Here is a 13,749-nt window from a genome sequence, read left to right on the forward strand (position 1 = left end):
CCAATCCACCAGCGCGCGCAGCAATTGCGCGGAAGGCGTGACGGCATCGATGGTGACGGCCCTCTCCTCATCTGGCGTGCCGTCGAGTCGCACCCAGGTGACGCCGCGCCGGGCGAGCATGGCGTCCGTCTCTTCAATGCCGTCGATGCGCCTCACCGTGATCGCAGCGTCGTAGATCGCGCCCGCGTGAAGCCTGCGAGTCGCATCGTCCGTGATCGGGGGCAACAACAACACCCCGTAGCCGCGCGAGGCGAGTTCACGAGAGATTCCATCGACTACACGGAGCGCGAAGGGGTCCGTGTCGGGCGACTCCAGGAGCGCGCGGGTCACGACGGCGACCACGCTTGTGCGTCCCGACGCCAGCGCGCGGCCGAGCGCCGACGGTCCGGAGTACCCGAGTGTCTTCGCGGCGTCGAGTACCCGCTGGGTAGTCGCTGGTGAAAGCCGGTTGGGGTCGGAGAATGCGTAGGACGCGGTCGATTTGGCCACTCCGGCCGCCTTAGCGACATCCGCCAACGTCACGGGTCGTCGCTCGCTCATCCTCACCTCGCTCATTGTGCCGGGACTTCGCCGACGCCCTTCGAAGCGTAGTCGTCACTGCCCCATGGCGGGAACCGGGCTGGGCGGTGGGACTTCCTAACGGACGATGGGTGCGACCAGCCACGAAGCCTGAAAGTCGTCGTGCTTGGAAACAGGCTCGGGGATGAAGGTGGTGCCTTCGAGTTCTGCGTTGAGCAGGGCGACCTCAAACTCGCCCGTGTCAGAAAGAGTGTCGTCGTCGGCTTCGGAACTCGCTGCTTGCGGCATCGGCGCGACGGCCCATTGCGGACCCTCCGGCTCTTCTGGCCCTGGCACCCACGCGGCACCATCCGTGAGCGGCGCCGGGGTGGTCACGCCGTACTGCTGCCAGACCGCAGGGTCGATGCGCCCCGCCAGCACGGCGAGGAAATCGAGCCGCACTCGAGCGGCATCCCACGATCCGTCGCCGAGCGCCCAGGTGGAGACCTGGTCACCACGGAAGGTCACGGCCCTGCCTTCGGCGGCAGGATGCATGAGCGCCTCGCGCACAGCTGGCGTCAACAGCGCGGCGGCAAACTCCTCATTGGCGGTCGTCACTGACCAGCGACGATCGAAGGCCGGGTCACCGGTGGTGGTGGCCCGGCCGTCGATCGCCAGTGCCCCAAGATCGAGGCCCGATGGGATGACCTGAAGCGCGGGCAGAGGTCCACGCATGGTCATCAGCTCGACGTCGTAGTGACCCGCCTCGAAGCGCTGAACGGAGCGTCCGCGCCATTGGCCGCTGACGCGGTGGCGTAGCGGCGCTCCGGTGAAGGGCAGCCCATCGAGGGTGCGAGCCGCTTCGGGAGAAGCGGACTCCGAATAGTCAAGTCCGTGCAGTTGCGCGAACTCGCGCGCTGGCCGCGACGACTTGTCTGTCCGTTCCCACATGGTGTCTCCAACTCCGTTTCGCTACAAGGTGAGACGGACCGCGACGGGAATTGTGACGCAGGGCTCACTGTGAGAAATGTCACACTCCGCGTGGCCCCCGTTGAGCAGCGTCCTGGGCGAGCGTTTGTTATACCCCTAGGGGTATGTTAGTCTCTTCGAAAATCCGTCTTCAGAAAGGCTTCACTATGTGTTCTCCCGCCACCTGTCCCAACTGCGGCAAGGCCACCTGGACTGGCTGCGGCAACCACGTTGAGCAGGCGCTCGCAGGAGTCCCCCAGGCTCAACGTTGCCAGGGCCACGTGTCGGGCTCCGCTCAGGGCTCCACGTCGTCGCTCTTTGGTCGCGTCTTCACTCACTGACCACCGCGCAACGCGCGGGCCGTTGCCTGAGAGCCGGTCAAGGTCGCTACCGGCGGTGATACCGTCGATCCCGAGAGATCGGCCAGGTGAGGAGAGCCGCCATGGAGGCATCGGCCCCCGCCCGCGTCCACCCGGGCTATGGCGTCCACAGTGAGGTAGGCCAGTTGCGGTCCGTGCTCGTGTGCTCGCCAGGGCTCGCCCACAACCGCCTCACGCCGTCCAACTGTCACGATCTGTTGTTCGACGACGTCATGTGGGTCGACAACGCGCGGCGGGATCACCAAGCGTTTGTGACGTTGTTGGAAGAGCGCGACATCGAGGTGCTTGAGTTGCACCGGTTGCTGACAGAGACCATGGCGATTCCCGCGGCACGCGCATGGCTGTTGGACCGAAAACTCACCACGGACGAGGTCGGCTTGGGACTTGCCACCGACCTGCGAGCGTTCCTCAACGAACTCGAATCGGGGGTGCTTGCTCGGTACATTCTTGGCGGCCTGTCCCTCACCGACCTTCCACGCGACTTCGCCCCTCCCACCCTTCAACTGGTGCGAGAAGAATCCGGCATGCGTGACTACCTCATGCCTCCCTTGCCGAACACGCTCTATACCCGCGACACCACCTCGTGGATTTACCAAGGCGTGACGCTGAATCCCCTGTTCTGGCCAGCGCGCCACGCAGAGACGCTCATCATGAAGGCGGTCTACTCGTTCCACCCCGCCTTCAACGCGGCCGACCCCAAGGCGGAGTTTCTCCCGGGCTTCGGCTCGGCGATCGACGGCATCCTGTTGCCGGACGACGAGCCGGATACCAACGCGGACCCCGTCCAGTTCTGGTGGGGAGACCCGGAGTTGGACCACGGCTTGGCGACCCTCGAGGGCGGAGACGTGATGCCCATCGGCCACGGCACCGTCCTGATCGGCATGTCAGAGCGATCGTCGCGCCAGGCCATCACCCAGATCGCGTTTGAGCTCTTCGCCGCAGGCGCCGCGGAGCATGTCATCGTCGCGAAGCTGCCCAAGCTGCGGACTGCCATGCACCTCGACACGGTGTTCACCTTGGCTGACAGGGACGTTGCCACAGTCTTTCCCGGCATCGTCGACGACATCGAGACGTACTCGCTACGTCCCGCCGACGCCCCGATCGTCCTGGACGTCACCCACGAGCACCGTCCCTTCGTTGACGTCGTGGCGGACGCCATGGGACTGGACGCGCTGCGCATCATCGAGACGGGCGGCGACAGATATGCGTCCGAGCGCCAGCAGTGGGACTCCGGCAACAACGTCCTCGCCCTAGAACCTGGGGTGGTGGTCGCGTACGACCGCAACACCCACGCCAACGCGAAGCTGCGCTCTGCGGGCATCGAGGTGTTGGAGATTGTGGGAGCGGAGTTGGGCCGCGGCCGCGGCGGCGCCCACTGCATGACGCAACCGCTGCGCCGCGACCCTGTGTGAGACGCCGCGCATGGCACCCAGACCCGCTACTGCCCCCCGGGCCCGCTCCCGCTCGCTGACGCTGCGGCCCCCCACCAGGCGTCGTCCCCCGCGCGTCTTCGAGCCGACCTTCTCTGGGCCAGGCGCCGCCGTTGGCGCCATCTTCACGTCGTTCTCCCTCGCGCCGTCACTGCTCCCGCGCGATGCCTTTGTCCAGGGTCTCGCCACGGGAGTCTCCCTCGTGGTCGGCTACGGCCTCGGTGCAGGTGGGCACGCGATCTGGAACTACTTGGGTGTGCCGAACCTGCGTGGCAAGTGGCAATGGATGGTCGCGGCCATCGTGCTTGCCGTCATCGCGCTCAACACCGGTCTCGCCATCTGGAACTGGGTGGGCTGGCAGAACACTATCCGCGACCTGATGGGCATGGACCCCTTAAGCCCCGACGCCTGGCCCATCGTGGTCGGCATCACGGTGGTGGTCGCCGCGATCGTCCTGGTGATCGCGCGGAGCCTCAGGCTGCTGTTCCGCACCATGGGAAACCGGCTCGACAGGTGGCTGCCGCGACGCCTCGCGATCACGCTGTCGTCAGCCGGCTTGGTCGTGCTGCTGTGGCTCGTCTTCTCCGGGCTCTTGGTGCAGGGCTTCTTCTCCGCGTCCAACGCCCTGTTCTCCACGCGAGACAACGGCAACAAGCCGGGTGTCACCCAGCCGTCGTCTCCGCTGTTGTCCGGCAGCCCTCAGTCGCTCGTCGCGTGGGACACTCTCGGCAGAGAGGGGCGAGCCTTCATCTCCTATGTGCCCACCGTCGAGGAGATCAACGCCTACAGCGGCGGGGGCGCCGTCCAGCCGATCAGGGTGTACGTCGGCCTGAGATCGGCCGAGACGCTTGAGGACCGCGCCGATCTACTCCTCGAGGAGCTGATTCGCACGGGAGCGTTCGACCGCGAGGCGCTCCTGCTGACCACGACAACGGGCACCGGGTTCATCGACCCGCTCGGGGTCGACCCCTTCGACTTCATCTTCAACGGTGACGTGGCCATCGCTGGCGCGCAATACTCCTATCTGCCGAGCTGGATCTCGCTGCTCGCTGACCAAGCGATCACCAAGGACACGTCGCTCGTGATGTTCAGCACGGTTCACGAGTACTGGAGCACTCTGCCTGAGGACCATCGACCGCGGCTATTCCTCTATGGCCTGTCGCTCGGGTCCTACGGGGTCGAGTCAGTCCTGACCTCCGCCAACATCATCAACGAACCCATCGACGGTGCCGTCATGGTCGGTCCCACCTTCGTCAACCCGTTGCGAGCTGACCTGATTCAGGGGCGTGAGGGCGGCTCCACGCCGTGGCTCCCGTTGGTAGAGGGCGGCCGCACTGTGCGGTTCACGGGGAACGAAGACTCGCTTGACCAGCCAGCCGGCCCGTGGGGGCCAACGCGCGTCGCCTACCTCCAGCATGGATCTGACCCCATCGGGTTTTTCGAACCGAGCATTGCCTGGCGAGAACCGGACTGGCTCGCGGGAAGCGATCGAGCCCCAGACGTCTCACCAGAAACGGATTGGTTCCCCTTCGTCACCATGTGGCAGACCTTGCTCGACGCCCCGAGCGCGGGCTCCGTTCCGCGCGGATTTGGCCACCTGTACTCGGTGTCGGCGAACGCCACCACGTGGGCACACGTGATCGATGCGGAGGGGTGGACCTCCGCAGACACGGCGCACCTGGTGCGCGTCTTGGAGGCGCGTGACGATGCTCGTCGGGACTGGCTCGACAGCATCGACAACTGAGCACCTGGCGCACAACTCGCCGGGGTCCACGGCGCCAGGTGCAGGCGAGTGCCCGTGCCTCGACCGCTCGCGTATCAGTAGTGCTTGCGCGCAAGCCTCCACATCGTCCAGTTGATCCGCATGAAGCGGAAGAACTGGATGAACGGGTTGCGGCGCCTGCGCAATTCGCCTGGCGTGGGCAGGGGCGCCGTTGCAATGCGCTCGTTGGTGTCGTCCATGATGCGCCTCCTTACTCCGGGATCCAGGTCCAGCCGGGCTTGACCTTGGCCTTGTAGATGAACAGGGTGTGGAGCAGTCGCTTGACCCAGTGACCGGCCAGGCCTATCTCGCCGAACGTCTCCTTGAGGTTGCGTCCCGTCTCTGGGTACTTCTCCCAGTCCGGTACCACGGGGCTCATGGTCATGGCGGCAGCAGTTCCTGTGCGCATCCCCGTGCCAGCCGATGCCACGCAGGCCGCAGCCATCTCGGCCATCGAGGCCGAGTGGGTCGGCCCGGTTGCACCCTTGAGGATCATGTCAGCCACCGAGAAGGCGACCACCTTGCCCATCGTGCCGGACGGCATGCCCGTGCGCGGCGGGCTCGGCGCGACGGCCAGACCGTCTGGCGTCGCCCGCGGCTTGGAGATCTGGTGCGGGGGCGCGAAGGCGATGCCGACGGCAAAGCAGTTCCTGTAGGTGGGGTTCTGGTAGGTGCGCGGCCAGTCCTTGGCGCTCCAGTCGTCGTACGACTTCTTGCTGTAGTCAGCGTCGACCTTCATGAAGCCTGACGGCGCGAACACGGTGTCCGTGATGTCATCGCCGGCCTTGTTGTAGGCCTTCCAGTCCACGCCCTTGAACGGGGGCAGCAGCATCGCGAAGTCGAACTCAAGGTCGTTGTGCGAGCCGTCGAGTTGGTCGTAGTGGATGACGCCGTCGTCGACACTCGTCACGGCTGCACCGGAAATCGCCTTCACTCCACGCTCGCGGTAGAGCGACTCTGTCCACAGTTGGCTCGTGGTACGGAAGCCGTTCTGCTCGAACTGCATGCCCCCCACGCCAAAGTCGCCCAACTCGTTCTCGTTGGTGAGGTACGTGAGTTCAACCTTGTCGCGCACTCCCGCTGCGCGCAGCTCGTGCTCCACGTTGAACGTGTACTCGAAGGCGGCGCCTTCGCACGTGCAGGTTCCGTGGCCCACGCCGATCACGACGCGCTGGGTCTTGCCAGACCTAGCAGCGCTGATCACCTCATCGAGTTTGACGTTTGCCTCCGTGGCGTGGCTCGGCGTGCACACGGAGACGGTGTGGCCGCCATCCGGTCCGAGCCCAGGGGTAGCGCCAAAGTTGAGTTTGGGGCCGGTCGCGTTGATGACGTAGTCGTACCGGATCTTCTCCGTCTGTCCCGCCTTGTCCGACGAGGTGTGCTCGACCTCCACGGCAGGCTGATCGTCGTCGGCGTCGCCCTCCGGCCACAGGGCCATGGCTTTGGCCTGGACGAACTCAATGCCCTTCTTTGCATAGATGGGGGCGAGCGGGAAGACCACATCATCCGTCTTCATCTTTCCCACGCCCACCCAGATGTTGGAGGGAATCCAGTTGTACTGGGAGTTGGGGGAAACGACGACGACCTCGTGAGCCTTGCCCAGCCGCTTCTTGAGGTACAGGGCTGCTGTGTGTCCTGAGACACCGGCCCCGAGAACCACGACGCGTGCCATGGCAGATCACCTTCTTCGCTGATCGAGGGTGCAGGGGTGCACCGCTCATCAGCCTATACCCAGGGGGGCATCTGGGACCCCGGGCTATAGGTCCCCGAAAAGGTCCCGGCCCAGGTCCTAGGTGCGGGTCCCGGGTGCCCGACCTGCTCGCCGGTCTCGGCTGCTACTCACCAGATACAGTGATGCCATGTTGCATCACTCTCCGCTGCTCTCCACGATCGCAGTGGGGCTTGTTGCCGCATTCCTGCTCGGCTATCTCGGTCAACGCATGCGCCTGTCGCCCATCATCGGGTATCTCGTCGCCGGCCTCCTGATTGGCCCGTATACCCCCGGCTTCGTCGGCGATGTCGATCTCGCCAACCAGCTCTCAGAGATCGGCGTCATCCTGCTGATGTTCGGGGTGGGGCTTCACTTCTCGCTCCGCGAGCTCCTCGACGTACGTCGCATCGCGTTGCCTGGCGCCCTGGTGCAGATGTCTGTAGCGACCGCTCTCGGCACGGGTCTCGGCCTCGTGCTCGGATGGGGCCTGTCAGGCTCCCTGCTCTTTGGGCTCGCCCTCTCGGTTGCGTCGACCGTGGTGATGCTCAAGGCTCTCGAACAACGCCAAATGCTCGACACGCGGGCAGGGCACATCGCTGTCGGCTGGCTGATCGTCGAAGACCTCGCGATGGTCGTCGCGTTGGTCGTGGTGCCGGTCCTCGCGGTGGACGATGTGTCAGTCGGCGAGGTGAGCGTCAACCTCGCGATCACCGTGGTCAAGGTCGCCGTGTTCGCCACGCTCATGATCGTTGTCGGAAGGCGTGTGATCCCGTGGGGCCTCGCCAGGGTGGCAGACACCGGCTCTCGCGAACTGTTCACCCTTGGCGTGCTGGCCCTCGGCCTGGGCGTCGCGGTCGGAGCCGCTTCCCTGTTCGATGTGTCCTTCGCCCTCGGAGCCTTCTTCGCTGGCATGGTGCTGCGCGAGTCCAATCTCGCTCACCGGGCGGCGGCAGACTCGCTGCCCTTGCGGGACGCCTTCGCAGTGATCTTCTTCCTCGCAGTCGGCATGCTCGTGGACCCGCGCGTGGTGCTGGACCAGCCCCTCGCGCTTGCCGCCACCGTCGTCGTCATTGTCGTCGGGAAGCTCGCCATCGCCTACGTGCTGATGCGCGCATTGAAGTATTCGCGATCCATGTCACTCGCCGTCGCGGCCTCGCTCGCGCAGATCGGGGAGTTTTCCTTCATTCTGGTCACACTGGGGGCCGACCTTGAGTTGCTCTCCCCATCGGCCCAGTCCCTCGTCCTCGCTGGCGCAATCGTCTCGATCGCCGTCAACCCCTTGCTGTTTTCCTGGGCGTCGCGCTCGTATCGGGCCAACGATGAATCGGGGGACCACGCGGCGGCAACCGTCATGTCGGAGGCCACCGGACACGTTCTTGTCGTGGGTTTCGGCCGCGTTGGCGCGCGCGTCGCGGCAGGGCTGTGGGCACACCATGTTGACGTGGTGGTGATCGACGACGACGAGGGCAGAGTCGACGAAATCAGGGCGCTGGGGCATGAGGCCGTGCTGGGAAACGCCGCCCGAGCGAAGGTGCTACGCGCGGCGGGAGGAGCCGACGCACGTTCCGTTCTGATCGCCATCCCCGACCCACTCAACGCAGGGGCCGTGGCCTCGCGGGCGCGGAAGGTCGCACCGGACGCAACGATCATGGCCCGTGGTCATCGCGAAACCGACGTCGAGTACCTTGAGGCCCAAGGCGCAGATCGAGTGGTCATCGGTGTGCACGAGGTGGCGGACCTCATGATCACGTCGAGCTTGCCAAGAACGCCGTAGCGGCCCTTGTCGGCGGGGACGGCTACCGGCGTCGGCGATCTACTCGGAACCGCGCGTCACCCTGTTCCACGCGTTGACCACCGCGACAACCTCCACGATCGAACCCAATTGCCTGGGTGTGAAGTACTTCGCCGCATGATCTCTGGCCTCCAACTCGAGACCGCGTGGGTAGTCGGTCAGGATCTCCGCAAAGCGCAGCGCCGCGGCCTCCGCGTGGGATACGAGGTCCTCGCGCATCAACTTGACCGGGCGCGCCAAGGCGCTGATCAGATCCACCCGCGCGCCACGCGCCGCGAGTCCGTCCGAATGGAGTCGCACGCTGTACGAGCACCCGTTGATGTGAGAACACCGCAGCCGCACCATTTCCCGCAGCTTCTCTGGCAACTCGCGGCCTACCGTCGCGTCCAACTCCTCCAACGACCTCAAGAAGTCGGCATGCACCTTTGCCTGGCTCATGGAAACGAAGAGTAACAAACCGGTGCAAAGCGGTTGCGCTTCACGGGCTCACGCGGAGAGTCCCTCGGCATCGTCCCCGTCTGAAAGAATGATCTCCATGACTTCTCGCATCCCTGACAAAGCCACGGTGGACGGTCTCGAAGACCGCTGGAACGACGCGTGGGAGGCCGCAGGGGTTTACCGCTTTGACCGGTCGAAGAAGCGGGACGAGATCTACTCGATCGACACTCCCCCGCCCACCGTGTCCGGCTCGCTTCACGTGGGCCACGTCTTCTCGTACACCCACACCGACGTGATCGCGCGGTATCAGCGGATGTGTGGCCGCGAGGTGTTCTATCCCATGGGCTGGGACGACAACGGCCTGCCGACCGAGCGCCGCGTCCAGAACTACTACGGCGTCCGCTGCGACCCCCACCTGCCTTACGAAGAGGGCTTCGAGCCGCCCTATGCCGGGGGCGAAGGCAAGTCCATCAAGGCTGCGGATCAGGTGCCGGTCTCGCGCCGCAACTTCGTGGAGTTGTGTGAGCAACTCACGGCGGAGGATGAGAAGCAATTCGAGGCGCTGTGGCGCCACCTTGGCCTGTCTGTCGACTGGTCGCGCACGTACCAAACGATCGAGCCTGCCTCGCAGGCCGTCGCCCAACAGGCCTTCCTGCGCTCGCTCGCCCGCGGCGAGGCGTATCAGTCAGAAGCGCCGACGCTGTGGGACGTCACGTTCCGCACCGCCGTCGCGCAGGCAGAGCTTGAGGACCGCGATCGCCAGGGTGCCTACCACCGCGTCGCGTTCGAGCCAGCCGCTGACCTCGAAGAGGCGACCGGCTCCTACGAGTCCATTTACATCGAAACCACTCGCCCTGAGTTGCTGCCAGCGTGCGTGGCTCTCGTGGCGCATCCAGACGATGAGCGGTACAAGCCGCTGTTCGGCAAGCACGTGCGGACGCCGATCTTCGGTGTCGAGGTGCCGATCGTCCCGCACCGCCTCGCCTCGCCAGACAAGGGCTCTGGCATCGCGATGATTTGTACGTTCGGCGACGTCACCGACGTGATCTGGTGGCGTGAACTGAGCCTGCCGACCCGCCCCGTGCTCGGGTGGGACGGACGCATCCTTGCCGACGCGCCGGACGCCATCGAGTCCGCTGAGGGTATCGCCGCCTACGCCGAACTCGCGGGCAAGACCGTGTTCTCCGCCCAGCAACGCATCGTCGAACTTTTGGGCGAGGCCGGCGTGATCGATGGCGAACCTAAGACCATCACGCACCCCGTGAAGTTCTACGAGAAGGGCGACAAGCCGCTCGAGATTGTCACGTCACGGCAGTGGTACATCGCGAACGGCGGCAGGGACGCCAACCTGCGCGCCGAGCTCGTGGCACGCGGAGAGGCGCTCGACTTTGTGCCGGCGCACATGGGCAAGCGCTATGAGAACTGGGTCAACGGCCTCACGGGCGACTGGCTGATTTCTCGCCAACGCTTCTTCGGGGTGCCGATTCCTGTCTGGTACCGCCTCGACTCCGACGGAAACCCCGAGTGGGAAACCCCCATCGTGCCCGACGAGGCTTCCCTGCCCGTCGACCCCGCCTCCGACGCGGCACCGGGATTCGACGAGAGCCAGCGTGGCATCCCCGGCGGCTTCATCGGCGAGAAGGACATCATGGACACGTGGGCGACGTCGTCATTGACGCCGCAGATCGTGTGCGGGTGGCGAGAAGACCCCGAACTCTTCGCGAAGACGTTCCCCATGGACCTACGCCCGCAGGGCCAAGACATCATCCGCACCTGGCTGTTCTCTTCCGTGGTGCGCTCTCACCTCGAACATGGCGTGTTGCCGTGGAAGCATGCTGCGATTTCCGGTTGGATCCTCGACCCCGATCGCAAGAAGATGTCGAAGTCGAAGGGCAATGTGGTCACGCCGATGGGCCTGCTGGAGACGCACGGCTCTGACGCGGTGCGGTACTGGGCCGCCTCGGCGCGGCTGGGCACCGACGCCGCGTTTGACGAGGGCCAGATGAAGATCGGCCGACGACTCGCCATGAAGGTGCTGAACGTCTCCAAGTTCGTGCTGGGAGCGACCGGCATCACGACGGCGGCCGACGACTCGCTCGAGGCGGGCATGAAGGCCGCGGCGCACGTCACGTCTGCCGCCGTCACCGAGCCGCTCGACAAGGCGACACTCGCGGGCCTCGCATCCGTCATCGAGGCCGCGACGTTCGCCTTCGATGCGTACGACCACACGCGCGCTCTCGAGACTGCTGAGCAGTATTTCTGGACGTTCTGTGATGACTACGTCGAGCTTGTGAAGGAACGCGCCTACGACGGCGCCGCGCTCGGGGAGCCCATCGATCCCTTCGCGCCGTGCTCCCCTGAGGCAGCCTCAGCACGCGCCGCCCTCGGAATCGCGCTCGACGCCTTTCTGCGCCTGTTCGCGCCCGTCCTGCCCTTCGCCACGGAGGAGGTGTGGTCGTGGTTCAACGAGGGGTCGATTCACCGCGCCCCATGGCCGACGCCGGACAGAACGCGCGCCGCAGCTGGCGGCGCCAACCCGTTGGTGCTCGTAGCTGCGGGTGCCGCCGTGAGCCAACTACGCAAGATCAAGTCAGACGCCAAGGTGTCCCAGCGCACCGCCATCGTGTCCCTCGACCTGTTGGTGCCCGAAAGCCAGATGGAGTCCGTGAATGCCGCCAAGGCGGACATCATGGCTGCCGGTCGCGTGAAGTCGATGCAGGTGGTGGATGCCGTCATGGCGATCGACCCGAGCGTTGACGGTTTGGGGCCAGAGGACGGGTCGGTGTCGGCGCTGCTCGACGCGACGGTGGTGCGTACTGAGAACGTGGTGCTCGAGGGGGCCTAGGCGCACCAGGTCAGGGGCCCTCGCGACCTACGCGGCACCCTCGTCTGGCTGAGCCGCAAGAGCCGCCTGCGACTTCGCTTCACTCGCATCCCGCACGCGCGGGTGGAACGCGGGCTTCACGCGGTCCAGCACCACGTCGCGCGTGACACACACCCTGGCCACGTCTGGACGGCCAGGCACCTCGAACATCGTGTCTTGGAGCACCTCTTCGAGAATGGCTCGCAATCCGCGCGCGCCAGCGCCTCTGGACAGGGCCTGCTCCGCAATCGCGCGCACCGCGCCCTCGTCAAACTCGAGCTCGATCCCGTCGATCTCGAACATCCGCTGATACTGCTTCACCAGTGCGTTGCGTGGCTCCGTGAGAATCGACACCATCGAGTCCACGTCGAGCGGAGACACGGTCGCAATCACGGGCATGCGCCCTATGAACTCTGGAATCAACCCAAACTTGTGCAGGTCCGCTGGGGTGGCTTGAGAGAACAGATCGGAGCTATCCGCCTCCTTGAGCTGGGAACCGAAGCCGATTCCCTTGCGACCCACGCGCGCCGAGATGATCTCTTCGAGACCAGCGAACGCGCCACCAAGGATGAACAGCACGTCCGTGGTGTCGATCTGGATGAACTCTTGGTGGGGATGCTTGCGCCCCCCCTGGGGGGGAACGGCCGCGGTGGTGCCTTCAAGAATCTTCAGCAACGCTTGCTGCACCCCCTCGCCGGACACGTCACGGGTAATCGAGGGGTTCTCTGCCTTGCGGGACACCTTGTCGATCTCGTCGATGTAGATGATGCCGCGCTGCGCCTTGTCGACGTCGTAGTCGGCTGCCTGCAGCAGTTTCAGGAGGATGTTCTCGACATCCTCGCCGACGTAGCCCGCCTCAGTGAGCGCCGTGGCGTCGGCGATGGCGAAGGGCACGTTGAGCATCTTGGCGAGCGTCTGTGCCAGGTAGGTCTTTCCGGTGCCTGTGGGGCCGATGAACAGCACGTTCGACTTGGCGATCTCCACGCCGTCCTCGCCCGTGGTGTCCCCTGCGCGCACGCGCTTGTAGTGGTTGTACACCGCCACCGACAGCGCCCGCTTGGCGGGCTCTTGACCCACCACGTACTCGCCCAAGAAGTCGAAGATCTCGCGCGGCTTGGGGAGCTCTGTGAGCTCAGCCTCCGCCGCCTCTGCGAACTCCTCGTCGAGGATCTCGTTGCACAGCCCGACGCACTCATCGCAGATGTACACGGCTCCGCCAGCGATGAGCTTGCGCACTTGTTTCTGCGTCTTACCGCAAAACGTGCACTTGAGCAGGTCGCCACTATCCGTGGGCCGAGTCATGCAGCGCTCCTTCCCTGGGGCGTCCGATCCAGGCTATCCGCGCTCCGTTCGTGACGCGCGCCGACGCGCCGTTAGGCCTTCGGCGGCGTCGCTGGCGGCAAGTCTGCCGCGCCCTTGCGGGACAACAGCACCTGGTCGACCAAGCCGTAGTCCTTTGCCTGCTGAGCGCTCAGGAACGTGTCGCGTTCAATGTCGTCACGTACCCTTTCGACCGATTGGCCCGTGTGATGAGCAAGAGTCTCTTCGAGCCAGTCGCGCATCCGCAGAATCTCTTCCGCGTAGATCTCAATGTCGGAGGCCTGTGCGCGCGATCCGCCCTCGAGACGCGGCTGGTGAATCAGCACGCGCGCATTCGGCAGCGCGAGGCGCTTCCCCGGTGCCCCGGCGGCGAGCAACACGGCGGCGGCGGAGGCCGCCTGGCCCAAGCACACCGTCTGAATCTGCGGCTTGATGTACTGCATCGTGTCGTACATGGCCGTGAGCGCGGTCTGCGACCCGCCTGGAGAGTTGATGTAGATGGTGATGTCGCGCTCTGGGTCCTGAGACTCGAGCACCAGCAACTGCGCCATGATGTCGTCGGCCGACGTGTCGTCGATCTGGACGC

11 protein-coding genes are annotated in these 13,749 nt (G+C 65.4%); 4 read left to right on the forward strand and 7 right to left on the reverse strand.

The features are described 5' to 3' along the window. Together QZZ33_RS05245 and QZZ33_RS05250 are read right to left on the reverse strand one after the other, a co-directional pair. Positions 1–540, reverse strand: a 540-nt coding sequence (locus QZZ33_RS05245) for a LacI family DNA-binding transcriptional regulator (RefSeq protein WP_291378682.1), incomplete at its 3' end; no start/stop codon positions are given. Between the two features lie 96 nt (positions 541–636). Then, positions 637–1,449, reverse strand: coding sequence for a hypothetical protein (locus QZZ33_RS05250; RefSeq protein WP_291378683.1), 813 nt, complete (start codon positions 1,447–1,449; stop codon positions 637–639). A gap of 460 nt (positions 1,450–1,909) precedes the next feature. Between QZZ33_RS05250 and QZZ33_RS05255 the strand changes: the two genes are divergently transcribed. Next, a complete protein-coding gene (locus QZZ33_RS05255; protein WP_291378684.1) occupies positions 1,910–3,259 on the forward strand; it encodes an arginine deiminase in 1,350 nt (449 codons plus the stop codon). A gap of 10 nt (positions 3,260–3,269) precedes the next feature. Beyond that, positions 3,270–5,021: an alpha/beta-hydrolase family protein gene (locus tag QZZ33_RS05260; RefSeq protein WP_291378685.1), complete on the forward strand. Its 1,752-nt coding sequence runs from the start codon at positions 3,270–3,272 to the stop codon at positions 5,019–5,021. 74 nt (positions 5,022–5,095) lie between these two features. Here the strand turns inward: QZZ33_RS05260 and QZZ33_RS05265 are convergent, their stop codons facing one another. Together QZZ33_RS05265 and QZZ33_RS05270 are read right to left on the reverse strand one after the other, a co-directional pair. Further along, on the reverse strand, positions 5,096–5,239 hold the full coding sequence (locus tag QZZ33_RS05265; protein WP_291378686.1) for a hypothetical protein: 144 nt from the start codon (positions 5,237–5,239) through the stop codon (positions 5,096–5,098). Between the two features lie 11 nt (positions 5,240–5,250). Continuing rightward, the gene (locus QZZ33_RS05270; RefSeq protein WP_291378687.1) at positions 5,251–6,711 is read right to left on the reverse strand and encodes an FAD-dependent oxidoreductase; all 1,461 of its coding nucleotides are present in this window, start codon (positions 6,709–6,711) and stop codon (positions 5,251–5,253) included. Positions 6,712–6,898: 187 nt separating this feature from the next. On the opposite strand from QZZ33_RS05270, the gene ybaL reads away from it, so the two are divergent. Next, on the forward strand, positions 6,899–8,524 hold the full coding sequence (gene ybaL, locus QZZ33_RS05275; protein WP_291378688.1) for a YbaL family putative K(+) efflux transporter: 1,626 nt from the start codon (positions 6,899–6,901) through the stop codon (positions 8,522–8,524). Positions 8,525–8,563: 39 nt separating this feature from the next. On the opposite strand, the gene QZZ33_RS05280 is transcribed toward ybaL, so the two are convergent. Beyond that, entirely contained in the window at positions 8,564–8,980 is a 417-nt protein-coding gene (locus tag QZZ33_RS05280) for a carboxymuconolactone decarboxylase family protein (RefSeq protein ID WP_291378689.1), read from the reverse strand. A gap of 97 nt (positions 8,981–9,077) precedes the next feature. On the opposite strand from QZZ33_RS05280, the gene valS reads away from it, so the two are divergent. Further along, entirely contained in the window at positions 9,078–11,825 is a 2,748-nt protein-coding gene (valS, locus tag QZZ33_RS05285; protein WP_291378690.1) for a valine--tRNA ligase, read from the forward strand. A 27-nt stretch (positions 11,826–11,852) separates the two neighbouring features. Here the strand turns inward: valS and clpX are convergent, their stop codons facing one another. Both clpX and QZZ33_RS05295 read right to left on the reverse strand, forming a co-directional pair. Further along, entirely contained in the window at positions 11,853–13,145 is a 1,293-nt protein-coding gene (gene clpX / locus QZZ33_RS05290; protein WP_291378691.1) for an ATP-dependent Clp protease ATP-binding subunit ClpX, read from the reverse strand. 71 nt (positions 13,146–13,216) lie between these two features. Then, positions 13,217–13,749: ATP-dependent Clp protease proteolytic subunit (locus QZZ33_RS05295; protein ID WP_291378692.1), on the reverse strand; the 533-nt coding region annotated here is incomplete at its 5' end.

The organism is Demequina sp. (assembly GCF_016278775.1).
GTDB lineage: Bacteria > Actinomycetota > Actinomycetes > Actinomycetales > Demequinaceae > Demequina.